The organism is Butyrivibrio sp. TB (assembly GCF_900110805.1).
GTDB classification, from domain to species: Bacteria; Bacillota; Clostridia; order Lachnospirales; family Lachnospiraceae; genus Butyrivibrio; species Butyrivibrio fibrisolvens_C.
On record NZ_FOER01000025.1, the window covers coordinates 13,793 to 38,937 of the forward strand.

At 39.9% G+C, this 25,145-nt stretch carries 19 protein-coding genes and 1 pseudogene; 5 read left to right on the forward strand and 15 right to left on the reverse strand.

What is annotated here, in order from left to right:
• Window positions 1-262 precede the first annotated feature (262 nt).
• From rbr to BMX21_RS15265, 3 genes and pseudogenes are all read right to left on the reverse strand, one after another.
• The gene (gene rbr / locus BMX21_RS15260; RefSeq protein ID WP_027204281.1) at window positions 263-808 is read right to left on the reverse strand and encodes a rubrerythrin; all 546 of its coding nucleotides are present in this window, start codon (window positions 806-808) and stop codon (window positions 263-265) included.
• Window positions 809-850: 42 nt separating this feature from the next.
• Window positions 851-958 (reverse strand): annotated as a pseudogene (locus BMX21_RS20085) (rubredoxin); the annotation flags it as partial.
• Window positions 959-1,322: 364 nt separating this feature from the next.
• Window positions 1,323-2,510, reverse strand: coding sequence for a cation:proton antiporter (locus BMX21_RS15265; protein WP_092045673.1), 1,188 nt, complete (start codon window positions 2,508-2,510; stop codon window positions 1,323-1,325).
• 322 nt (window positions 2,511-2,832) lie between these two features.
• Here BMX21_RS15265 and BMX21_RS15270 point away from each other — a divergent pair, with 322 nt between their 5' ends.
• Entirely contained in the window at window positions 2,833-4,137 is a 1,305-nt protein-coding gene (locus BMX21_RS15270; RefSeq protein ID WP_022754906.1) for a hypothetical protein, read from the forward strand.
• Window positions 4,138-4,308: 171 nt separating this feature from the next.
• Window positions 4,309-4,929 carry a hypothetical protein gene (locus BMX21_RS15275; protein ID WP_022754907.1) on the forward strand — a complete coding sequence of 207 codons (621 nt, stop codon included), beginning with the start codon at window positions 4,309-4,311 and terminating at the stop codon, window positions 4,927-4,929.
• A 93-nt stretch (window positions 4,930-5,022) separates the two neighbouring features.
• Here BMX21_RS15275 and BMX21_RS15280 read toward each other — a convergent pair whose 3' ends face one another.
• Window positions 5,023-6,333 carry a hypothetical protein gene (locus BMX21_RS15280; protein WP_092045675.1) on the reverse strand — a complete coding sequence of 437 codons (1,311 nt, stop codon included), beginning with the start codon at window positions 6,331-6,333 and terminating at the stop codon, window positions 5,023-5,025.
• A gap of 187 nt (window positions 6,334-6,520) precedes the next feature.
• On the opposite strand from BMX21_RS15280, the gene BMX21_RS15285 reads away from it, so the two are divergent.
• Complete coding sequence (locus tag BMX21_RS15285) at window positions 6,521-6,757, forward strand: cysteine-rich small domain-containing protein (RefSeq protein WP_022754909.1); 237 nt, start codon at window positions 6,521-6,523, stop codon at window positions 6,755-6,757.
• A 101-nt stretch (window positions 6,758-6,858) separates the two neighbouring features.
• Here BMX21_RS15285 and BMX21_RS15290 read toward each other — a convergent pair whose 3' ends face one another.
• The 6 genes from BMX21_RS15290 to BMX21_RS15315 form a co-directional block, all read right to left on the reverse strand.
• Window positions 6,859-9,324 carry a PA14 domain-containing protein gene (locus tag BMX21_RS15290; RefSeq protein WP_177174064.1) on the reverse strand — a complete coding sequence of 822 codons (2,466 nt, stop codon included), beginning with the start codon at window positions 9,322-9,324 and terminating at the stop codon, window positions 6,859-6,861.
• A gap of 531 nt (window positions 9,325-9,855) precedes the next feature.
• Complete coding sequence (locus tag BMX21_RS15295) at window positions 9,856-10,956, reverse strand: pyridoxal phosphate-dependent aminotransferase (protein WP_092045679.1); 1,101 nt, start codon at window positions 10,954-10,956, stop codon at window positions 9,856-9,858.
• Window positions 10,957-11,048: 92 nt separating this feature from the next.
• Window positions 11,049-12,143, reverse strand: coding sequence for an adenosylcobinamide-phosphate synthase CbiB (cbiB, locus tag BMX21_RS15300; RefSeq protein WP_092045682.1), 1,095 nt, complete (start codon window positions 12,141-12,143; stop codon window positions 11,049-11,051).
• 159 nt (window positions 12,144-12,302) lie between these two features.
• Window positions 12,303-12,686, reverse strand: a complete 384-nt coding sequence (locus tag BMX21_RS15305; protein ID WP_092045684.1) for a bifunctional adenosylcobinamide kinase/adenosylcobinamide-phosphate guanylyltransferase — start codon at window positions 12,684-12,686, stop codon at window positions 12,303-12,305.
• A 48-nt stretch (window positions 12,687-12,734) separates the two neighbouring features.
• Complete coding sequence (locus BMX21_RS15310; RefSeq protein WP_051199455.1) at window positions 12,735-13,358, reverse strand: bifunctional adenosylcobinamide kinase/adenosylcobinamide-phosphate guanylyltransferase; 624 nt, start codon at window positions 13,356-13,358, stop codon at window positions 12,735-12,737.
• A 17-nt stretch (window positions 13,359-13,375) separates the two neighbouring features.
• Window positions 13,376-14,623, reverse strand: coding sequence for a nicotinate-nucleotide--dimethylbenzimidazole phosphoribosyltransferase (locus BMX21_RS15315; protein ID WP_092045686.1), 1,248 nt, complete (start codon window positions 14,621-14,623; stop codon window positions 13,376-13,378).
• Window positions 14,624-14,881: 258 nt separating this feature from the next.
• Between BMX21_RS15315 and BMX21_RS15320 the strand changes: the two genes are divergently transcribed.
• On the forward strand, window positions 14,882-15,064 hold the full coding sequence (locus tag BMX21_RS15320) for a hypothetical protein (RefSeq protein WP_092045688.1): 183 nt from the start codon (window positions 14,882-14,884) through the stop codon (window positions 15,062-15,064).
• Window positions 15,065-15,102: 38 nt separating this feature from the next.
• Here the strand turns inward: BMX21_RS15320 and BMX21_RS15325 are convergent, their stop codons facing one another.
• Window positions 15,103-15,567, reverse strand: a complete 465-nt coding sequence (locus BMX21_RS15325; protein WP_330390248.1) for a GAF domain-containing protein — start codon at window positions 15,565-15,567, stop codon at window positions 15,103-15,105.
• 601 nt (window positions 15,568-16,168) lie between these two features.
• Between BMX21_RS15325 and BMX21_RS15330 the strand changes: the two genes are divergently transcribed.
• Window positions 16,169-17,737 (forward strand): helicase HerA-like domain-containing protein, encoded by a 1,569-nt coding sequence (locus BMX21_RS15330; protein ID WP_092045692.1) that lies wholly within the window; start codon window positions 16,169-16,171, stop codon window positions 17,735-17,737.
• 363 nt (window positions 17,738-18,100) lie between these two features.
• Here the strand turns inward: BMX21_RS15330 and BMX21_RS15335 are convergent, their stop codons facing one another.
• The 4 genes from BMX21_RS15335 to BMX21_RS15350 all read right to left on the reverse strand — a co-directional run bounded on the left by BMX21_RS15335 (window position 18,101) and on the right by BMX21_RS15350 (window position 25,144).
• Complete coding sequence (locus BMX21_RS15335; RefSeq protein WP_092045694.1) at window positions 18,101-19,687, reverse strand: NAD(P)/FAD-dependent oxidoreductase; 1,587 nt, start codon at window positions 19,685-19,687, stop codon at window positions 18,101-18,103.
• Between the two features lie 169 nt (window positions 19,688-19,856).
• Window positions 19,857-21,425, reverse strand: coding sequence for a response regulator transcription factor (locus BMX21_RS15340; protein WP_092045696.1), 1,569 nt, complete (start codon window positions 21,423-21,425; stop codon window positions 19,857-19,859).
• A 12-nt stretch (window positions 21,426-21,437) separates the two neighbouring features.
• Entirely contained in the window at window positions 21,438-23,147 is a 1,710-nt protein-coding gene (locus tag BMX21_RS15345; RefSeq protein ID WP_177174065.1) for a type 2 periplasmic-binding domain-containing protein, read from the reverse strand.
• Between the two features lie 194 nt (window positions 23,148-23,341).
• Window positions 23,342-25,144 carry a type 2 periplasmic-binding domain-containing protein gene (locus BMX21_RS15350; RefSeq protein ID WP_092045700.1) on the reverse strand — a complete coding sequence of 601 codons (1,803 nt, stop codon included), beginning with the start codon at window positions 25,142-25,144 and terminating at the stop codon, window positions 23,342-23,344.
• Between the last annotated feature and the right edge of the window lies 1 nt (window position 25,145).

A 25,145-nucleotide genomic window follows, 5' to 3' on the forward strand; every position in this document is an offset into this window, starting at 1 on the left:
TTTTACAAATTCATGAGCGTGATAGATGGAGTTTTTTATTCTGCCCGGGGTCTGCTTGTCTGAGCGAAGCGAGTTTCAGACCCCAGAATAAAAAGCTACAGATATCATGCCATGAATTGAAAAACGATTAACAGCACGTCAATGGTTTATATATCATCCGCCCCGGCAAAGCTTTAGGGGATACCGCACTGGCCTTGCACGCACTTTCAAAAAAAGGATGTCACATTTATGACATCCTTTTAGTAAGCTATGGAGTTTATTATCAATAGTTCTCTTCGTGAACTTCGAAGTATGACTGAGGGTGATTACATACAGGGCATACTTCAGGAGCCTTGGTTCCTACTACGATATGACCGCAGTTTCTGCACTCCCAAACCTTAACTTCACTCTTCTCGAAGACTTTAGCAGTCTCAACATTCTTAAGAAGAGCACGATATCTCTCCTCATGATGCTTCTCGATCTCGCCTACAGCACGGAACTTTTTAGCAAGCTCCGGGAAACCCTCTTCCTCGGCAGTCTTAGCAAAGCCCTCGTACATATCTGTCCACTCATAGTTCTCACCATCAGCAGCTGCTGCAAGATTCTCCTTGGTATCGCCGATGCCCTTAAGCTCTTTGAACCACATCTTAGCATGCTCTTTTTCATTGTCTGCTGTTTTAAGGAAAAGAGCTGCGATCTGCTCATATCCCTCTTTCTTTGCTACAGAAGCAAAGTATGTATATTTATTTCTTGCCTGAGATTCACCTGCAAATGCTGCTTCAAGATTCTTCTCTGTTTTGGTTCCTGCGTATGGATTTGTTTTTGCCATGTCTGTATCCTCTTTCTCTTCTACGGGTTTGAATTCAGATTTTGGTTGATGACATTTAGGACATGTCCAGTCATCTCCAAGTTGCTCAAAAGGAACTCCTTCCTTTTCTTCGTCATATATGTGACCACATATCTGACAAATGTATTTCATAGACTGTCTCCTTTCTTTGCTGTACCGATCATTTATAGTCTGCCATGTTATAAACGCCGATTACAACCTGCCGATTACAAAAAATTTTTCATAATCCATAGTAAACGACTTTAGAAAATGCCTTATGTTAGTCATCTAATGCTGGCATATAGGGCATTTGATGACTGCCCAAGAACATTTTCTTAAATTGTTTACAATTATTGAAGACAAAATCTTATATATACTAATGATAAATCTATAAATGTTTATTTACAAGATAAAAAAAGAACTGTAATTATTTAACCTTATTACTTATTTCGGGTAAAAAAATGCAGTTGTCAGAGTAACTTACTCTCTAACAACTGCACTAACATTATAATAAAGATCAGGCTGCCAGCTTCTTTTTCTCATCCTTGTTGTAAACCGCTTTAAGAAGAAGTGGTGTTGAAATAGAACTGATTATGATAAGGAGGATTACGGCAGAGAAGTATTCATTAGAGATAATCCCGGCTTCAAGGCCCTTATTGGTTACAATAAGCGCTACTTCTCCTCTTGTCATCATTCCAAGTCCTATCTTAAGTGAATCGGACCAGTTGAACTTAAGTGCCTTGGATACAAGTCCGCATCCAATAATTTTGCCAATAAGAGCGACTATTACAAATGCGATAGAAAAGACAAGGAGCGTACTGTTCATAGAATCAAAGCTTGTCTTAAGACCTATTCCTGCAAAGAATACAGGAGCAAATACCATGTATGAACTTATATCTATGCGGCGCTCTATATAAGAAGCATCTGCAAGGTTGCACAGAACGATACCGGCTACATATGCGCCTGTGATATCAGCGATTCCAAAATACTTCTCAGCAATATATGCCATTGCAAGGCAATATGCAAGGCTGGCTATTGTGATACGTCTTGTGTGCTCATATCTTGTATCAAGCCATGCAAATACTCTATAAACCACAACACCTGAAACAGCTGCTATAACGAAGAAAAGAACAGACTTAACGATTACCATTCCGGGATTCTGAGTAGTATCTCTAAGGCCCAGAACCATAGTAAGTACGATGATACCAATAACATCATCTATGATAGCTGCACTCATGATTGTAGTTCCTACAGTGCTTGAGAGCTTGCCCATCTCTTTAAGAGCAGCAACTGTGATACTAACACTTGTAGCAGTCATGATAGTTCCGATAAACAGAGCCTTGGTGAATTCTTCTGTACCATAGGAAGCAAAACCATAAAAAGACATATACAATATAGCGCCCAGAATAAGTGGAATAAATACACCTGAGCAGGCTATGATAGTAGCCTTAACACCTGTCTCTTTAAGCTTCTTCATATTGGTGCCAAGTCCTGCTTCAAACATGAGCATGATAACACCGATCTCTGCTATACCTGATATAAAATCAGACTCCTGTACAAGACCCAGGAGGCAGTTACCCGCAATAAGACCTGCAATGATCTCTCCAACTACCTGAGGTGCCTTGAACTTCTTAGCGACAATACCGAAGAACTTGGCTGATAACAATATGATCGCCAGATCTTTCAAAAACTCATACTTTTCCATAATTTTGTCCTCTTTTCCTCTAACATACAAAAACGATAAACGCCTGTTCCACTGTTATAGCAAAACGGGGGACATTTATCGTTAATTTACCCTTTTTTATGAATTAATAACCTTATCTGTTTTAGCAAAATAAAGTCAGTGTGTCAAGTTCTATACTATTATGTCACGCATTATATTATGATATAGTGATCAAACGCAGCCAAACATCTGCAATAAAAATGATCACTATTCTCCTTCAATAAAACGATAAGCTATTCAATTCAACTTGTTTTTTTGCTCACAAAATGCTATAAAAAATGGTCAGTTTTAAGGAGGAAAAAATATGATGAAAAAATTCAGTGCTATTGCACTTACTGCAACAATGATTCTGTCACTTGTTGGATGCTCAAAGAAGAACTTTGATGGCGACTACAATGCTGATATCGATCTATCCAAGATCATGGCTTCAACAATTCAGAGTTCGCTTACATTTGGGAAAGGCTCAAGTCAAAGCTTTGATGGAGCATACACTGCTGAAGTTGACATAGCTGATTACATATGTGATGCCATACAGAGTTCCATTGAAGATACTTTAGGTTCCAGCGATTATGAATGGACAGGAACTCTTGTTGTTCCTATGCAGCTCGAGCTCTCAGATGGAGAATTTACTCTCTCTATCGACGGTCAGACTACATCAGACAATTTCAAGACTTTCATAAGCGATAATATCGAGCCTTACATGGTCAGTGTATTTGAAAACGAGATTTCTTCAGAGCCTTCTCTTTCAGGAATGACTCTTGATGAGGTTCTTGAAGCTGCAGGCTATTCTTCTATTTGGGAGACAATGGGTTATGAATCTAAAGAAGAATTCATTGAAGACTATCTGGATTACTTCGATACTTCTAATTTCGACGAAGAAACATCCGGCGAATATGAAACAGATGGAAATACAGTCACACTTAAAGGTGCGGGAACTGACGGCAGCGATGGTTGGAGCCTCACATCCGAAGATGATACTCTCACAGGAACTCTTGACCTGAGTGAATTTGATATAGATGAAGACACAGAAATATCATTTGTTCGTGATGATTCTGTAAACATGGCATCAGTTATTCAGGATGCTATTGCATCATCTCAAGGTTCAAGCGACTATGAGTGGACAGGCACTCTTATCATGCCTTATCAGCTTGAGCTTTCAGAAGGAGAATATTCTATCGCTGTCGATGCAAAGACAACCTTAGACAATTTTGAAACTTATATAAACGATAACATTGAGTCTTACATTGTAAGTATTATTGAAAAAGGTCTTGCTTCAAATCCTGATGTTGAAGGAATGTCTCTTGAAGAAGTTCTTGAAGCTGCCGGTTATTCTTCAGTTTGGGAAGCAATAGGTTATGAATCCAAAGAAGCATATGTTGAAGAATATATGGCCAATTTCAGTATTTCAGATTTTGAAGAAAAAGATTCCGGTGAATATGAAATTGATGGAGATTCAATCACACTTAAGGATGTAGATGCAGCTGATAAAGAAGGCGAAGACTGGGCCCTCACATATAATGAAGGTAATCTTGAAGGCAGCATTAACTTTAGTGATCTTGGCGTAGATGAAGATGCAGATATCACATTTGTACGTGAAGCAGAAGAATAAATAATCTATAAAAGCTATCTACTAAGAATGCTTGGGGCTTACAATACAGTCCCAAGCATTCTTAATTTAAAACACAAAAGCACTTTAAATCAGATATTATCTTGCATTTATACTCCAAACATGGTAAAAAAGAATAGTTGCGTTTTAATTAATTAGGAGGATAAAATTATTATGATGAAGAAATTAAGTGCTATTGCACTCGCTGCAACAATGATGCTTTCACTTATTGGCTGCAGCAAGAAAAACTTTGACGGAAATTATACTGCAGAGGTTGATCTGACAGATGGCTTTATAAATGGTCTTTCAGAATCAGTTGACGTTGAAGGTTATGAATGGAAAGGATCATGGGTTGAAACTGTACATCTTGAGCTTTCTGAAGGAGAGTATACATATTCATCAGATGCTAATGCTACATTAGATAACTTAGAGAAATTCATGAATGACAATGTCGACGTTTTTTATTATGTCTATGGTGTTACAGAAGACGAATTAGCTGATTATGGATATTCCTCAATATGGGAGTATGAAGGATATGAAACTCAGGAAGACTTCATCGCAGATTTCATGACACTTTATGATGCTTCTGATTTCGAAGAAAAAGAAAGCGGCGAATATGAAATAGATGGAGATTCAATCACTCTTAAAGGTGTAGATACTGTTGATGAAGATGGCAACAAAGGTGAAGGTTGGGTCCTTACTTACGAAGATGGTAATCTTACAGGTATCCAGTATATGGATGAAGATAATTTAGATGAAGAAACTGAAATAACATTCGTTCGTGACGCTGAATAATAGTCTTTTAAAAAGGGTGTGGTCAATCTGACCACACCCTTTTTTCATACTTTATTTTTTATTATCCAAGTTTATCTTAGCTATAGCTATTTATTACTCTTCACTTACAGAATAACCTGTAATCTCACAATCGATAGCATACTGATCACTCTTAGTAGTATTCTTTACAGTTACTTCAATCTGTCCATAGCTGTCTGTCTCAGGTATATAGAACAGGAGGATATATGTAGCTGTCTTACCCTTCTTTACCTTAGCATATGCATTGTCATCATAACCTGCAGAAAACATTCCGCTTGCATCACTACTGTAATAATCAAGGCCATCTTCTACAGCTCCATCAAGAGCTTCAAGAGCTTCATATACTTCATCATAGCTATAGTCATCTTCATCAAGAAGCTCTACAAGATCTTCAAGCCAATAGATAGGTGTATCTACATATGTTCCAAGCTTATCACCATCGACTTCATAGTCTGAATAGTCATCGTCATAGTCGTATTCATCAGAACTTTCAATACCTTCTCTGAATGATTCGATATAACCCCCGTCATCAGGCTCCATCTCGTCGAGAACATTCAGGAAATCCTTGACGATGTACTGGATCTCTTCATCGTAATAGATCTCGTAATCCTCTCCGTTTGATGTTTCTATTCTTTCGATTTTGGAATCATCATCAAGATCTGCTGTATAGGTCAGATCATAATCATCTATCTCAGCCTCGATGGTCTCACCTTCACTGCCTTCTTCCCACTCAGCAGATGAAACATCAGCAAGTGTTCCTACAGCTATTGAATATCCGCTCTCTTCAAGATCTCCAAAGTCGACCTCGTCAATTGTAATATCGTCCTCTGCGCCACCTGCAGGGATGATATACTTGTCCCAAGACTTCTTGTTCTCATATGCAACAACAAGATATGCTATGTCGCTGTCGTCTTCGTTAGAAAGAACTTCGATATATGTGCTATCATCTGCAAGGATATATGAATCAAATAAAGCCTCTTCTCCGTCATCATATGTCACTGTGCTAGTGCCTGACAATCCAATGCACTCTGAATCATAGATTGTCTCAAAAGCCTCTGCAAGGACTTCTTCTGCATCGCCATAATCCTTGGACTTTGATTTGGAACTGCTTCCTGATCCGCTCTTTGAGCTGCTCTTAGAATCTTTCTTTGAATCGTCCTTGGAATCCTTTTTTGAATCGTCCTTGGAATCCTTTTTTGAATCGCTCTTGGAATCGTCCTTGGAATCCTTCTTTGAATCCTTTTTATCATCACTATCTTTAGAAGTCTGAGACTTTTTACTATCTGAAGATCCCTTCTGTGCAAATGCTGTAGTTCCCACGCAGCCAAATACCATGGATGCTGAGCACAAACCGGTTAAAAACAAAGTTACAATCTTTTTTCTCATTGTCATTTCCTCTCATTGTTAAAATTGATTGTTGGAATCGGTCAGCGACTTGTTCCCTGCTGACAGTTATCAGAATACCACTTTTTTTAAGATGTAAAGCATATTTCGACAGAAAGCATATTTTATACGACGAAATGCAATGTGTTATAATTATCGCGTAAAAGTATTTATTCAAAGCGGAGTTTTTATGGAGAATTCATTTAAGTATTTTGAAAACAGAGATTGCAAATACTACCCTTGTCATAACGGGATGGAGCATATGAACTGTCTTTTTTGTTATTGCCCTTTATATTTCAAGGATGAATGTCCGGGAAGCCCTGAATATATCCAAAAGGGCGATAAGATCATTAAAAGCTGTATGAGCTGTACATTCCCTCATGAAGCGGACAATTACAAAGAGATAATAAAGCGTCTCATACCATAAAAAAGTCGCCCGAGATGTTGTCTCCGGGCGACTTTTTTAACCTTATGCGATTACTATTTCATAGAGAATCTTGGACCAAGATTCTTGGATCAATATTCTAATCAGTCAATGGTTCTGCGCTTTCTGGCATGAGCCGCAAGTACGACAATTGCCATAGCTGCAACTATTATTATTATAATGTTCCCTGCAATATTGAAATCATCACCTGTTGTACGATTTCTGGACTCTCCAAGGACTGCTTCTTCTTCGCCTTCATCAGTAACTGCAAGTCTTGTTTCACCAAGAACTTCAGGCTCTTCATCCACCATTGCTATTGGAGGTGTGCTTATAGGTGTCTCCTTAGTCACAGCCTGCTCAGAAGTTGTCTGAGGAGTTTCTGTAGTAGTTGTTGTAGTAGTTGTTGGAGTTGCAGGCTCCTGAGGTGTTTCAGGTACTACAGGAGGATCCTGCGGTGTTACAGTGGGTTCTTCAGGTGTTACTGGCGGATCTTCCTTGGGAACATCAGGAACTATAACCTGTTCATATGTATTGCTGAAGTTAGCGATCAGATTAAGATTAAACATTGAGTTATAGTTTGACTTATACTTACCACGTTCAAAATAAAAGATCTTGAGCTGGTGCATCTGTCCGTCTTTCCATCCTTCTGAAAAGACTTCACTTAAATTATTGATATACTTGTTATCTGGTGCAATGCCGTTTCCACCTGGATTGAAATATGAGATATCACCTGAATTAAAGTTAACTTCAGCGCCATAGGCATCATGTATACCACCAAGGTCTATAACAAGCTGTCCATCAACATATACCCATACATCATCATCTCCTGAGAAGCGGTAGACCATATCACTATCACCGGCTTTGCCGTCTTCAGGTATTATAAAGGCTGTCTCAGTAACTACTCCAAACAGATTGTTGCCTGTGCCAAAAGGATAGAAACTGCTACTATTGTAGGTATACATTCCATTACCATCAGCGTTATATAAAGTAGCGTTCTCATTATATGATTCTACGCCATCAGTAGTTCCGTTAAAAAGGTAAGCAAGACTTTCACTACTTTTAGTAACAGCACTGTTTAATACCGGATAGCCATCCTCTCCAAGAGTTGTTAATACGATACCCTGATATATTCCTTTTTGAGATCCGACCCATTTGTTAAAGCCCTGATACTTCGATCCATTGGAAAACTTAAATGCGTGACCATCATTTATAGGGCTTCCATTACTGGAATCTTCTTCATAATCATACATTCTAACAGTAATTGCAGGTGCACTTGCATTTTTAAAATATGCAGCATTTGCATTAAGAGCGCCGGCTTTATCAGCATCCTCGGCTACATACACTCTTAAAGAATAAAAGTTATTGTCGTAAGTATAGCCTTCTTTTCCTTCATCTGTCTGTGTTATCTTGTAATAATATGTTCCGGGCTTGTCATAGGTTATGCTTGGGAACTGTACAACTCCATCTGCCTGGTTTGAAGCAGTAGCTTCATAACCATCTATACTATTACCATTTGCATCAGTACTTACCATGTAGTAATTAAACTCTCCGGCAGTAAGATCCTTACCTGAAAGAGAAGAATAAACTGTTGGTGTAAAATCCACAGATGTATAGACATCAGCCTGCTTAAAGCTTGCCATGAATGTAAGCTCATTAGCATCGCCGCTAAGAGTCTCTATATCAGAGGCAGAAAGCTCAAGACTTTCTTCAGTTGATACGAGGCTGTCAGTATCAGCAAGTGTCCAGCTTACGAATTCATATCCTTCTTCAGGAAGAGCTGTAGCTCCTTCAACTGTCTCATCTGCAGATGCAGCTTCACTATCTTCTGCAGGTGCAGCATCTACAGATTCTTCTACCACTTCATCTGGAGCCTTCGCTGTATCAGCACTGGTATTTGTATCTTCCTGAACAGAAGTAAGCTCTGCAGAACCGTCTGCGGATGAATCCGCAATGTCCTCTTCATCAGTATAAGAAGTATCTGCTGATTCCTCTGAAGCTGTTTCATCTGTATTATCATCATCTAATGCTATAACAACTTCTTCAGTTAATGATGTCTCTCCATTAGTAATCCCTTCAAGAGTTCCACCCTCTCCTGCTATATAAGTTATAGTTACAACCTTATATTCTGCTTCGTCATCACCTTTACCTTCAGTGACTTCTTTATTTGTTTTGGTATTATCCTTTTCAGATCCTTCTTCCGGTATAGCTTCTTCACTATCCAGATCTGTTTCAGAATCTTCTATATCCTGTCCTTCCTGATCTAAATTGTCTGATTCTGTCTGATCTTCACTGCCACCCTGAACATTACTATCATCTAAATCATCCTGACCATCATCTATAATTCCATCACCTATAGAACCATTATCTGATACATCATTACCCGTAGCTTCGTTATCAGTAGTCTGATCACCCGTATTATTATCGCCATTGTCTGAAATGGTCTGGTCTCCGATCATCTGATCTGAGCTGTTTTCCGCGTAGGTTGTTATACCGCATCTTCCCATGACCTGGAATAGAACGGTAGCAGCCACTGCACCTGAGAGTAAGTTTCTTACAAGTCGTCTCTTCATACATTTCCCCTCCGTACCCTTTTTCCTAAAAAACCGTAACACAAATAAGAACTTCATCTATGAAATTCAATTCACCCTGTGAAAAAGTTTTCTATTCTTTTTTAATGGTGGGTATTCCCTTCAGATTTAAATCACTAAATCTTCTATATAACAATCACCCTCTAAATATAGCATATTTACTACAAAAATCAAATGACATTGCTCGAAATATAGCTAATTTGTCACGAAAATCAATTGTCTGTCATACCAAATGCAGCATTAATGCTGTATCAAGTAGGCTGCTTTTGTTAAAAACTGCTAATGATCTGCTTTTGGGATTTTTCAGCTGTTATAACGCTTCTATTTGTGCTGCATTCCGCACATATACTATTGGTATACACGTCAAAAACGCGTCTATGACAGTGTCTTAGACGCGTTTTTGTATTTAAAATATTTTAAATATAATCATTTGAATTTTTTCTTTTAAATCATCGTTATTTCGTAATATTCATTGTTTTACGTTCTTTTGAAGTCATTATCCCACAAAATTCGTTAAAATGCTGATTTTAAGGCATCAATAAGTCTGTCATTGTCTTCTTCCTTCTTTACACATACTCGGTAGAATCCAAAATGCGGAAGTCCCGGATAATTATTGCAAGATCTTATGAGTATTCCTTTGGGAATAAGAGCATGTTTAAGATCTACCTCGTGCGGGCTTCTAAAGAGCAGGAAATTCGCCTTTCCGGGGATTACATCCATTCCAAGGAACAGAAGCTTTTGCATAAGGACTTCTTTTTGCTTTGAAATATAAGAAAGAGACTTTTTAAGATACTCCTCATCTTTAAGAGCTGCGATTCCTGCTGCCTGCGCCAGTGTTCCAACATTCCATTCCGGAAGGAGCTTAAGAGTCTGCTCTCCCCAAAGCCTTGCTCCGCTTATAGCATAGCCAAGCCTTATCCCGGGCATTGCATAGAGCTTAGTGAAAGCTCTAATGATCATCATATTGGGATAATCTTCTAGAAACCTTACAGCACTCCTTCCGGCAAAATCTGAGCAAAAAGGCAGAAAACACTCATCTATCACAATCCTTGCCTTAACTTCACGTGCCGCTGCAAGGATCTTCTTTAGTATCTCTTCATTTATACAGGATCCTACGGGGTTAGACGGATTGCACAAGATGACCATATCAGGTCTTTGACTCCTTATCTGATCCGCCATTTTCTCAGTAGGCATAAAATATATACCTTCTCTGTCACTTCTAAGTTTGACTCCCGGCATTACTGACATGGAGTCCCCACGTATAATACGGCAGTCTGCGGCTTCCAAGGACCTTTCGTATCCATAAAAGCCCGGAGTCTGGATTATTGCAGATGAAGGCCAGGAAGCCTGAATTATAGTATGTATGAGTTCGGATGCACCGTTACCGCATATGATTTGCTCAGGAACAAGATCTGCGCCTGTATGAGTCTTCTCCCACGCCGCTATAGCATCTCTAAGATCGTGCCAATCAGGGTCCGGATAGTTTTCTGCCTTATCAAGGCTGCCTGCAATAACTCTCTTCACACTTTCAGGCATCCCAAATGCATTCAGATTAACAGAAAAATCAAGCTCTATATCATTATTGTAAATGTCACCACCATGTTCGTATATCATCGTAATCCTCTTTTATAGAAATAGTAAACCGTATCCGTATTGATCATTGTCATGATCATATGTTGATACTAATTCACAAACAAGTAATCTGATCAGATAAGAATAATCCAGTACACCAGTATTCTAATAATAAGTCCTATCATCATCATCAAAAAGCTCGTCGCGTACATAAGCCTGCAGGCCCTTTTGATATCATCTCTTTCTACAGGGCGGACAGGATCTCCAATTGTGTCCTTGTGCTTGATATGTCCAAAGTATGATGCATCGCCCGCAAGCTGTATATTAAGGGCTCCGGCACAGGCGCTTTCTGTCTGCGCTGAATTCGGACTTTCATGCTTGTATCTGTCCCTCTTCCATATCCTATAGGCATTCTTATGATCCATCTTTGTAAAAAAAGCTGCCAGACACATAAGAAGAGCCGAAAGCCTTGAAGGGATGTAGTTCCAGTAATCATCCTGGATAGCTGACGCACTTCCAAAATGCATATACTTGTCATTCTTATATCCAAGCATAGAATCAAGGGTATTGACTGCCTTGTACATAACAGCAAGCGTCCCTCCTCCCAGGAACATATAAAAAAGAGGAGCAATAATCCCATCCGAAGTATTCTCAGCTACAGTCTCAACTGCTGCCTTAATAACTCCCGTCTCATCAAGTGAATCTGTGTCTCTTCCAACTATAAGTGATACAGCCCGTCTTGCATTTTCAAGCTTTTGCTTTTTTAACAGATTCTGTACATCTTCACCTTCTAAAGCGCTTTTATTTACAGCATCCAAAACGATCTTGCCGCCGTGTTCAAAATCAGGAATTGTTATCTTCTCACCATTTAGAGCCTTATATACGCGCATACTCTCATATGCAAGATCTCTTGCAGCAACCGCCTGCCAGCATAGAAAGCTTTCAATAACGAAATATACTGCAGGATGTATCTTAAATGAGATAACAAGAACTATTCCTGCAAGTATCATAACTGTAACAGGCACGATAAAGGCTATTACAGAGCCTTTGAACTCCATAGTCTTATCATCATCTGTATCCTTATACAATTTTTTCTCTAAAAAAGATATATACCTTCCTATCACGATAACAATATGAATAAAGCCTATAGGATCTCCCACAAGAAGATCAAGGACAATGCCTGTAAGTATACATATTGTATTAAAAATAATGAATGACGATATTGCCATAAACAACCTCTTGCGAGCAAAGAAAGTGTCTAATGGTTCAAATTGATGGGGCTCGCGACACCAATTTACAAACTTCTATCTCTTATCCATAGTAAATGACTCAAACTTACCACTTGGACAATTCAGTATTACCAAAGTCGCTGCAAAGCAGTATATAGATCATTTAATAACCTGTCCGATACCGCATATGATCCTTATAACTTTGTCAGCCTTTGAAGCTGCCTTACACATGCATCTTCCTACAGCTTCGCGGTATGCCCTGTCTTTTGGGTCTATAGGTATCACACCACATCCAACTTCATCACAGACTATTATGATATCAGGATTATGGTCTATAAGGTCGCAAAGTTTATCTTCAGGATCTATCCCGTTTAAAACCTGTTTTCTTATGAGCTCGTGATAGTTATAGACTGCGTCACAATCAAAAAGTGCTGCTTCATCACAGTTTTCTGCGTTGCACCATTTTAGTTTCTTTATATCACGATAAGTATCGTCTACATATTCTTTTTTGCCTTGAAAGGCGCCGCCTACATATAATTCCATATTTTAATCATTCCTTCTGGTTATAAGCATATACACTTCTTACAGATTTCATTCCTTGACAATACAAGGTATCCCACAGACCAGCTCTACTACCTTGTCTGAGTACCCGGCAAGTCTTCTGTTTATAGTGCCAAACTCTCTAAGATAAGTCGTAGTATATTCATCATAGATCATGCCGTCAGAGAAGACTTCATTGGTGACTATAACTGTATGTTCACAGGCTGATATCAGCTTCATAATATCAGCGGTGATCTTATCTGCAACATTCGGATAAAAGGATGTACCTTTGAACATCTCTCCTGCAAGAAGATTAGGAATATCTTCTATGAGAAGTATCCTCTTGCCACCTTTATCCTCATTAACATTTTTTACGTTACCATTAGCTATATCCGCAATACTTGTATTGCTAATACTTGTACTTCTGATACCTGTATTACCGATATCTATGCTTCCAACATCAAAGCTCTTCTCTATAGTGATATACTCCATATCTTTTCTTCTAAAGATATGCTTCTTAATACGCTTTAGGCTCTCTTCGTCTCTGGCGCCCATAGTCGCAAGGTAGATCCTTGTATATCCGGCAGATCTCCCTCCGGGACTTAGCTTTATCACAAGGTCTTCTGCATATTCGGATTTGCCGTTATCATTGCCGCCTGTTATAAAAAACACCATTATCTGTCACCGCTTCTTCACTCGTTTTTATTTGCTTTGTGATCATCTGCCTGATGATCGTATCTTGTGTACCTGCCTACAGAGATATCATCAAAAGTCGTATTACCATTATATACAGACAGAGCCTGATCCAGAAGCGGAAAGAGCATCACTGCTCCTGTCCCTTCGCCAAGGGCAAGATCCGCACAGATCACAGGTTCAAGAGACAGCTTACCTAGTATCTCTTTCATCGCAGGCTCTTTTCCAATATGGCTTGGAAGCATATAATCAGACACTCCCGGGAAAAGATATGATGCAACAAGAGCAGCTGTCGCTGAGATAAGTCCATCTATAACTATCGGGACATTATAAATTGCTCCTCCAAGGAATATTCCTACCATTCCTGCTATATCATATCCGCCGAAAGTTTTAAGTGTTCTAAAAGCATAGGACGCATCATCGGATTCAGATGCATCATTATACTTATCTATTGCGGCATTAATAACATCTATCTTGTGCTTAAGGCCGTGGTTATCAAGGCCTGCTCCTCTTCCTGTTACATCCGCCGCATTCTTATGTAAGAGCCTTGCTACTATAGCGCTTGATGTCGTAGTATTGCCTATGCCCATCTCACCTGTAGCTATTATCTTAGTACCTCTGGCAGCTTCTTCTCTTACAAGGAGTCTTCCTACACCTATGGCGTGTATAACTTCATCACTTGTCATAGCTGGTTCTTTGGCAAAATTCCTTGATCCCCGCCTTGAGTATGTACAGACATCACCTTTGTCACCGCAGCCTGATATATTATCAGACGAAACCTCACTTTTCACTCCTTCAGGCGTCTTATCACAGGCTATACCCATATCAACAGGTATCACTTCAGCTCCTGTTGCCATTGCCATACGGCATACGCTGGAAGTACCCTTGGCAAGGCTTATGGCAACAGCTCTTGTAACATCTTGCCCGGACTGGCTTATACCCTCTTCTACGATTCCGTTATCGCTGCACAATACCAGAACTTTCTTGGATGATAAGTCAATCCTTGGATCACCAGTTATACCTGCTATCTTCACAAGCATCTTTTCAAATCTCCCAAGACCGTCAAGAGGCTTGGCTATAGCATCAAGATGACTCTTAGCTTCTTCCATAGCCTTGACGTCTGGTTTATGAATCATTTGATTCATTTTTTTGATCCATGTTGATACTTCTATATCCTTAGCTATATTAATATCATTTTCTTTATTACTATCATTTTCCTTACTACAGATCTTATCCTTAATATCCATTTATATTTTATCCTTTAACATTTCTTACTATCTAACTGCCGGTATACCTGTCTGTTTGTTATTACTCTGACTTTCCATTTGGATGATCCGCGTATCACCCATAACTTTTGAGACTTCTTCAATACTCAAATCAAAAGTTATAGTAATGAAATTTTATATATAATCCGATATAGATAAAGGATTTTTTGTCACTTTAAAAAGCATGTCCCAATGCTCTCAGGCTTTATTATATACTAATATAAGCCGGTAAACATAAATATGAAAAAGATCAACAGGCAATCATCTAAGCATTTCTATGAAGCTGTATCTATTGCATACGGTATGGCTGTCTACGACAAGGATATGGATAGTAACTACATGCATGTATTCTCAAGAGCTGACTTTGAGATGTACAAATGCAAAAACAAAGATCACCTGGAAGTTGGAACATCTCCCAGATGACCTAACGTTTGATCGCACATGTAGCCAGCACGATTTTATTATTCTACGTCGGTAAAAGACGCCTCTTCTATCACTTTAGCAAAAGCTTCAAGACCTTCCTTGTCCTCTTTAGTAAATCTTGAAAGCAAGGGGCTGTCTATGTCCATAACGGCTACAACCTTGCCATCTTTATGGATCGGAACTACTATCTCTGAATTAGATGCGCTGTCACAAGCGATATGGCCGGGGAACTGGTGCACGTCTTCTACAAGCTGGGTTGTGTCTGTGGCATAAGCAGTTCCGCATACTCCCTTGCCTGGCTGAATCCTGATGCAGGCTACATGTCCCTGAAAAGGTCCAAGAAGAAGGCTTCCATTATCTACAAGATAAAATCCTGCCCAGTTGATATCATCAAGTGTGTCATTAAGGATGGCTGATGCATTAGAAAGAACCGGCATATAGTTCTTCTCATCTTCCATAAGGCTCTTAAGCTGAGCTGCCATAAGTTTATAATCTGTACTCATTATCATCATCCTCCAAGCATTTCCATAATGTTCATAGGTCACTCGTTCTTTCCCGCAGTATTTCAAAGAAAACTGCTACCACAGAGGCAATGATATCATAAACATCTAGTGCTTAACAACACAAATCATCTATAATTCATTATGTTTCTTCAAGCTTCGCAAGCCAATTGTAACTATCTTTTATTCACAGTTTTTTTGTGCTAACATCTATGTATGATTCTATCGTTTATTGATTAACGAATCCAAATACACTTTTTATATAACTTAAACTTCGCACTTGCCAAACATACGTCAATTCTTACAGCTGTGTGGTGGGGGCAGTTTATAAAGCCTTTTTGTGTTCTTTTGAAGGTGTTATAAAATTCAAGAGCGTGATAGATGTAGCTTTATATTCTGCCCGGGGTCTGCATGTCTGAGCGAAGCGAGTTTCAGACCCCAGAATATAAAGCTACAGATATCATGCCTTGAATTTATAACACCTTCAAGACACGAAAAGACTTTATAAACCGCCCACACCACACAGCTGTAAGAATTGACGTATGTTTGGCAAGTGCAAAGTTCCATTCATATATTCATACATCATGATAGGGGGGAATTCAATATGATCAAAGACAGTAAAATACTTGTTGGAAAGACAAACGCAGGCGAAGAGATCTTCCTTCTTCCAAACAAAGCTAATCGTCACGGTCTTATCGCTGGTGCTACAGGCAGTGGTAAGACAGTATCATTAAAGGTTCTGGCAGAGTCATTCTCAGATCTTGGAGTTCCGGTATTTCTTGCAGATGTTAAGGGTGATCTGGCAGGCATGATCAAGGAAGGCTCAGGTATGGAAGATCGCGCTTCCAAGCTTTCCATAAACCTTGACGGCTACAGTTATCAGAAGTATCCGGCTGTATTCTGGGATATATATGGTCAGAATGGTATCCCGCTTAGAACCACCATATCAGAGATGGGGCCACTTCTTCTGTCCCGAATCCTTGATCTTAATGATCTTCAAAGCGATATCCTTACGATAGCTTTCAAGATCGCTGATGACAATGATCTTCTCTTAATAGATACCAAGGATCTTAAAGCTCTTCTTAACTATATCTCTGACAACAACAAAGAGTTCGCAGCAGAATATGGTAAGATGTCACCTCAGTCGATCGGAGCTATCCAGAGAGCTGTAGTTGCCCTTGAGATGGCAGGAGGGGATAAGTTCTTTGGCGAGACTGCACTTAATATTCAGGACTTCTTCTCACTTAGTCCTGAAGGTAAGGGTGTTATCAACATCCTTGATTCCAGAAGCCTTATGCAAAACGGAACCCTATACTCCATGTTCCTTCTATGGCTTATGTCAGAGCTTTTTGAGAGCCTGCCGGAAGTTGGTGATCTTGATAAGCCCAAGTTCGTATTCTTCTTCGATGAAGCTCATCTTCTCTTTGATGGTACATCCAAAGCTCTTCTTGATAAGATAGAGCAGGTTGTCAAGCTCATCAGGTCCAAGGGCGTAGGTATATACTTCGTAACACAGAACCCTCGCGATGTTCCTGACGGAGTACTGGCTCAGCTTGGCAATAAGATAGAACATGCTCTTCACGCATACTCTCCTGCCGAGCAGAAAGCTGTTAAGGCTGCTGCCGAGTCATTTAGAGCTAATCCTGAGTTCTCAACCTATGATGCTATCATGCAGCTGGGAACAGGCGAAGCTGTTGTATCTATGCTTCAGGAAGACGGAACTCCTGCTATTGCCAATATCGCTACAATCCTTCCTCCAAGAAGTGCTCTTGGAAGTATTGATGATATCGAAAGAGACAGAGCTATAAAAGGTGCTATGCTCTATAGTAAATATGAAAAGGCATATGATCCCGACTCTGCATATGAATTCCTTGAAAGAAAAGGTCTTGAAGAGCAGGCTGCTGCAGAAAAAGAAAAGGCTGATGCTCTTGCTGCCAAGGAAAAGGCTAAAGCCGATGCCCTTGCTGCAAAAGAAAAAGAGAAAGCTCAAAAAGCTGCAGAAGCTCAGAAAAAGAGAGTTGCAAAGTCTGTAGGTAATTCTGTTGCAGGTACCGTAGGACGCGAAGTTGGTAAGAGTGTCGGAAGCACATTTGGCAAATTCGGTAAGACTCTTGGCGGCAACGTAGGCGCAAGCCTTGGACGAGGTCTTCTTAGCACATTATTCAAATTATAAATAACTCAAACTGCCCACTTGTCAAAAAGACTCCATCCCTTGGAGCATAGTTCGTCTGGGTGGTTTAAAATGTATTGTCGTGTTCTTTTGAAGGTGTTAATAAATTCAAGAGCGTGATAGATGGGTATTTGTATTCTTCTTAGGGTCTGCATGTCTGAGCAAAGCGAGTTTCAGACCCTAGAATATAAATACCCAGATATCATGCCTTGAATTTTAACACCTTCAAGACACGACAATACATTTTAAACCACCCAGACGAATTATGCTCCATGGGATGGTGTCTTTTTGATAAGTGGGCAGTTTGCAAACAACCTCAAAGGTCAAAAAAGCTGCTGCGCACAAATGCACAGCAGCTTTTAATATTTAGTCTACTTCAGCCTCTTCTTTGACTTCTTCTGTCTCATGATATTCCTGCTCTGTATTAACAGACCAGATCTTATCCTTGTTCTTATCTCCTGTTACGATGCACTTAACTGCTTCAAAAGATGTAACCATGGAGTGGTCGATATTGTTGTATCTGTGCTGACCGTTACGTCCTACGCAGTAGAGGTTATCGATAGTGTTAAGATATGCAACAAGCTTGTCGATCTCATTATATGTATCGAAGTAAGCAGGATATGCCTTCTTAACCTTCTCCATATGATAATCAAGAACTTCATCGGCGCTGTCTATAAGACCGATCTTGACCATCTCATCGATTCCAAGCTTAGCAAACTCATCTTCTGTCATATTCCAGTACTTGTCACCTTCGCTTACGAAGTACTCAAGTCCAACCCATACAGTGTGCTCAAGATCCTTGATCATATATGGTGACCAGTTATTATAAATCTGGAAACGTCCCAGCTTAACTTTACGATCCTGTACATATACCCAGCAGTCAGGAACTATGTTCTGGATAGTCTTGATATCTGTAAGATTCTTTAATTTAAGCTTTGGAACCAGAACTCCAAGAGTCATATAATCACGATATGGAAGTCCTTCAGCGATCCTTGCCTCTTCTGCAGGTACATCGTTCATACCGCCTACAAGATCACGAAGTGGCATAGAAGATATGAAATAATCACCTTCTACTACATGCTCTGATCCGTCCTTGCTATCTACATATGTTAAGGATGTAAGGATTCCGTCTTCAGACTTGTGAACCTTAGTAACCTTGGCATTCTTGATGATCTTGCCGCCGAGCTTCACTACTTCATCAGCAGTTACTTCCCAGAGCTGACCGGGACCAAGCTTAGGATATTTGAACTCCTCGATAAGAGATGTGTTGACTTTACGATTCTTGACCTTAAATACTCGTCCAAGGTAGTCCTTGATGATTCCGAAGATAGAAAGTCCCTTGGTACGCTGTTTGCCCCAGGAAGCATCGATCTCAGACGGGTGTCTGCCCCAAAGGTTCTCTGTATAATATTCAAAGAACATGCTGTAAAGCTTACGTCCGAATGAATTGATATACAGATTCTCAAGGTTATCCTCAGGAAGCTTACGAAATACTGATCTAAGATAAGAAAATCCAACCTTAAGTGTTGTAAGAAGTCCGAAATTCTTGAATGTCTCAGGCTTTAATGAGATCGGATAATCATAAAACTTGTCATCAAAAAGAATACGTGATACGCGGTGACGAGTGAGCATAACACGATCTTCCTTCTCAGGATCAGGGCCGCCCTCATGAACGGGCATATCCCTGTGAAGTACTATATCATCATAGGTAGGGTGTCCCTGCATAGGAAGCATGTTGTCCCACCATGCATTAACTTCAGGTATCTTGGAAAAGAAGCGGTGACCGCCCATATCCATTCTGTTACCTTTATAATTAACAGTCTTTGAAATACCACCGAACTGCTCAGTTTCCTCAAAGACGATAACTTCTATATCTTTATCCTGCTTTAATAACTCATAGGCTGCTGTAAGACCGGCAGGTCCAGCGCCAATCACTAATGCTTTCTTACTCATGATCGCTCCTTTGTCTTTTTTCAAAGCGAAAGAATATCTATTATCTCTTTCCCAACTAAATGATTATAACAGACTTATTCCGATTTGAAAACGCAAATCAGGTTATTATATTACAATCGATGACTTTCGCATCATCCCAGCAGAGAGTATAGCAGTTTCCTGTAATGATCTATTTTCCTTTTGCCTTCTTTCTGTAGTCTGCGGGGCTTATGCCTTCCATGGACCTGAACTTTCTTCCAAAATAGTCTACATCGCTGTAGCCGACTCTTTCAGCAATATCATAGATCTTGATATCGGAGCTTGTAAGAAGCTTTTTGGCTTCTTCGATCCTTTTTTTATTGAGGTAAGTATTAAAGCTTACTCCTATTTCTTTACTAAATACCTTGCCAAAATACACATTGTTATAACCAAATAAAGGAGCAACCACTTCAAGTGTAAGATTCTTAAAATAATTGTGATCAACATAGGCTGCAGCATCTTCCATAGTGCTCCTTGCACCCTGTCTTCCACGCACCATCTGAACTACCTTAAAAGCTATGTCCTGAATGTATTCAAAAATCTCATACAGATAGAATCTCGTCTCCAGAAAGTCTATTATCTCTGAGTTCTCTGCAAAAATATCTCCGGATTCCTGATATATCCTTGATATCTGATTTTTGATCTCAAGGATCATATCTGTCATGTAGATTCTTATGGCAGTAGAATTCTCATTAGAAGCACACAGACAGGCTTTCATCTCATTTAAGGTTTCCAGGGTTCTGTCTATTGACCCGGCCTGCATAAAACCTATGATCTTCTGGGTATAGTCTCTTAGTATATCCTTGGTGATCACGCTTTTATTCTGACTGCTTAATACTTGAAGCTCTTCATAGCCCATCTTATGAACGCCCATATCTCCAAAGAATCTCCTGTCACTCAGCTTCATAGCTTCATCACAGGATATCTTTATATCACAGGCCTTATCCACACATCTTCCATATGTAAGGAATATAGCATCAAGAGGTGAATCTTCCTGTATAGGTCTTTTGTCATAATATTCAAGGAACTTCCTAAATCTGGATACAGCAGCCTTACCTTTTAGAAGTATCACTGCTCTTTCATTCATGATACAGGATTCATAGTCTCTGGCATCGATAAAAGCAGATAGAAGCTCCGGAAGTTTATATTCAGGCCTTTGCCTGTCAGTATGATAAGTTTCATAGACAACTACCTGATACTTATCATACATAAGTTTCATCTTGCCAAGTTCTTCTATGCTTAGATCAAGTTCATTACTTCTTAGAAGATCCTGTATCACAGAGTCTCTTGCCTTTTTACGGATATTCTGAAGCTTTCCTTCTTCTTCTTTTTCAAGGCTAAGATCCCTGCCTATATCTTCAAGAGTCTTTTGAAGCTCATCTTCATCTACAGGCTTGGTGAGATAATTCGTAACTCCGTATTTTATAGCTGACTGGGCATACTTAAAATCAGAATATCCGCTTAGTATTATGAACCTTCCGGGATATCCTTTTTCCCTTGCCTTTTTGATAACATCGATTCCCTGTATCCTTGGCATATTCAGATCCATGACTACCACTTCAGGTTTTGACTTTTCGATAATATCAAGAGCCTGTTCGCCATTCTCAGCTTCATAATCTACGCTATATCCAAGGTCATCCCAGTCCATGATGCATTTAAGCCCTGCTCTGATATTTTCTTCATCATCAGCTATCATTACACTAATTTTACTATCCTGCATATATCTTTCCTGTTACTTTCTCTTTTCTTCCATTATCTCTTGTTTGAGCTTGCCCTTGGCCATGGCATTTTGAAGATCGAAACTATATACATCTTCATATCCAAGGCTCATGCACTTTCTCTTCATGTCATCCCAGATAGCTTCAAACTCATCTATGTCACTTGCAAATACCATATCCCAGGATCCCTGGACTACGATACGCTTTACTGCTTCTCTTATCTCTTTGATCTCAGCGCTTTCTTCCATCTCGTTATATTCACAGCCCGGGGATACTATGATCTTGTCGTTCTTTATAAGATAATCCATTGTATTGTCAGCGCCCATAACCTCTTTCCACTCATCCTGCAGTACTGTTGAGGTTCTTGAAAGTTCACTATCCCATAAAAGATATGAATACGGGAATCCGTTAGCTGCAGTCTCCGAGAGCTGCACTGCAGTATAGTTAAGTATGGATACTCCGTCTCTATAGGTATATCCATTGGGATCTCCGGGGATGACGCCGCTGCTTTGATTATAAAAAACATCAATTCCATAATCAGTAAGTCTTGGCGCTCCGTCTGACATCTCCCAGGTAACGCCTTCAGGGCCTGCACTTCCGCCATTTTCTGCTGCCTGATTTTCATAGACGCCTTCATCAGAGTACAGATAATCTACAAAATCAACCATTCTCTGAGGGTCCTTGACATCAGCGCCAACGCAGACAACCTGACTATATACTCCGTCAGGGGAGCTGCCATGCTCATATATAAGCATATCGCCTATATCAGCCATCATGAATCCCTGCCCCATAGCCATGTGCTCATCAGTATTGTAAGCAGATGCGCCAAGGAATGGCCATGGACTAAAAAGTACTGCTCCATCCTGATACTTACTAAAAACTTCGCCATAATCCTGATTCCTTGAATCAGGATCCACAAGCCCCATTCTATTAGCTTCAAAATAAAATTTCAGTGATCTTAAATATAGTCCGTCATCATCAAGTATGGACTGATAATCACTTCCGTCAGCTTTAGAAAGCACAAATCCATTTTCATCATATCCATAAAAACAGCAGGGCTGCTTGGCAAGAGTCATCATGTTATTGTCCCAGTCATCAAATAGTGAAAAACCGTACACCTTCTGTCCTGACTGTGTTGTAGGATATGCTTCTTGCATCTTCTCAAGAACATCAAGCATATCTTCTAAAGTGTCCATCTTAGGGCTTCCTACCTTAGAGTATATATCCCATCTTAGATATGGAGCATATGTAGAATCTATGATATCTGAAGGGGTATCCGGAGGAAGTGTTGATATACTTGAAGGAATAGCATATATGCCATCAAGGCCGCTGTTGAGCTTCTCTATCGCATCCTTATATTTCATTATGTCCTTATCCTTGATATAAGGAGTCATATCAAGGAGTAGTCCCGCATCTACAAGATCCTTAAGAGCATTGTTCTGGGCTGATATGAAGATGATATCTCCAAGATAGCCTGATGCTGCCCGGACATCCTTGAGAACTGCACCGTTATAATTATTATTGATAGATATGACGTTGAGATTCATATTGAATCTGTCATGTATACACCTGGCAAACCATCCTGACTGAATCCCCTGACTGTTTGCTTCGCTTGCAAAAACATCTATTGTTAATTCTTCCTGGTATTTACTTTTACTATTACAACCTGACATTAAAAAAAGAGCTGATGCCAGTATTAGGACAGATAAAACTTTTCTTCTCATTTTCACCCTTTTCCTTTTATAAATGTGCATTCAGCTCTTATTGTAACTTATTTTGGTGGACATAACAGAGTAAAGTCTCTATTATGTCCACTTTTTTGTCAATTTCTAAGTTAGATGTAAGAATCAAATAATACTTTTAATTCTCATATTTATATCAAAAAAATACATACAGTTTTAGTTCTTAGCAAAGCTTATCAGTTAGCTGCAAGAGCTTCCTGTTCTGCAGCATGACGAAGCTGTGCTTCATTTTGCTGGAACTCTACGCACTCATCATAACCGTACTCTGTAGCCTGCTTGATCATATCAGCAACGATTGCATCAAACTCTTCATCAGACTCTGCATAGATAGCCTTCCATGAGTTGTCCTTGATGCATGTAGCAACCTGATCCCAGATTACCTGAAGCTCATCAGAGTGTGTACCTGCAGAATAGGTTGTTCCTGGTGCAAGTATATAATCAGTACTCTTGATATACTCATCAGGTGTCTGTGCTCCTGACCATTCAATCCATGACTTCTCTATATCAGAAGCATCTATTGCCTTGTAACTCTCCCAGGTCTTGTAATTGTATGTCTCTGAAAGAGCTGAGTCAGGGTTAAGTGAATCAAGTGCCCATGTTGTATTGTTCATCTTGAAGGAACCATCGTCAAATGTTCCGCTGTAGTCACCTGTAAGAGTTGTAGAAGAATCTGTCTTGCAGGCAAGGCCAAGATCTGTAAGATATGCTCCGCCGTTCTCATCATAATCCCAGCATGTTCCCTTAGGGCCGTACTCTGCAGTAAGTCTTCCCTCAGGAGTAGACAGCCAGTTGATGATAGCCATGCAGAGTTCAGGATACTCAGTACTTGCACCGATTGACCAGATTCTGTTAGAACCGTAGATGTTCTGTCCATAGATGATCGGTGTTGCATTTGAAGGCTTTACAGGATACATCATCTTGCCCTGAGCTATATGAGCATCAGAGTTATAGAGTGCTGAGCCAAGGAAGTTGAATACGTTAAAAAATGCTGTACCATTCTGATAGTCTTCAGACATTCCATCGTAGCCCTGTGTCTGAGAATCAGGATCAAGAAGACCTCTTTGATATAAGTCATTGTAGAACTTAAGAGCTGTAAGGTATGGACCGTTTTCTTCAAGTGCAGGATGATAATCACCTGTAGAAGAATCATAGAGTCCGAAACCAAACTCATCATAGCCATAGTAAGCTGATGCTGTTGACTTAACGAACATTACCATATCGCCGTCCCAGTCATTGAAAAGTGATGCAGCATAGGTCTTGTTGCCATTGTCATCTGTAGGGCATGCTGCCTGCATCTTCTCAAGTACATCTACAAGAGAATCAAAATCTGTTATCTCCGGAGCACCAATCTGCTGATACAGATCGAATCTAAGATCCCATTCATACATGACTGACTGTGTATCCTCTGCAGAATATGCTACGTCATGTCCAAAGCCATAGATCTTGCCATCTGCATTGATACCGCGGTTCTTCTCAAGAGCCTTGTCCATATTGGCAAGGATGTATGGACCATAATCTGCGAGGATGTCATCCTCTTCCCAGTCAAAGAGCATTCCCTTATTTACTGCCTGAACATAATCGTCTCCGTCAGCGCCCCAGATCACGATATCACCAAGATTGCCTGACTCCATACGTGTATCATAGACACCGTCTGATTCAGGGATTATGTTAAGCTTGACATTGAACTTATCAAGCATAATCTGTGCGAACCATCCGATCTGCTCTCCTGAGTAGTTAGCAAGCTGATCATAAACGTCAAGTGTTACTGTCTCTTCCGGGATAACATCTGAAAGATCCCCATCAAGATCTGATGATCCGGCTGAATCACCATCTGTAGCATTTTCACTGCCTTCTGCACCTGCGCCGTCGGCGCTTGTCTGTGAGTCACCGCCTGCGTTTGTAGCTGAATCAGAACATGCAGCCAGTGACAGGGTCATTGAAGCAGCCAAGAGAATTGCCTGTAATTTCTTATACTTCATT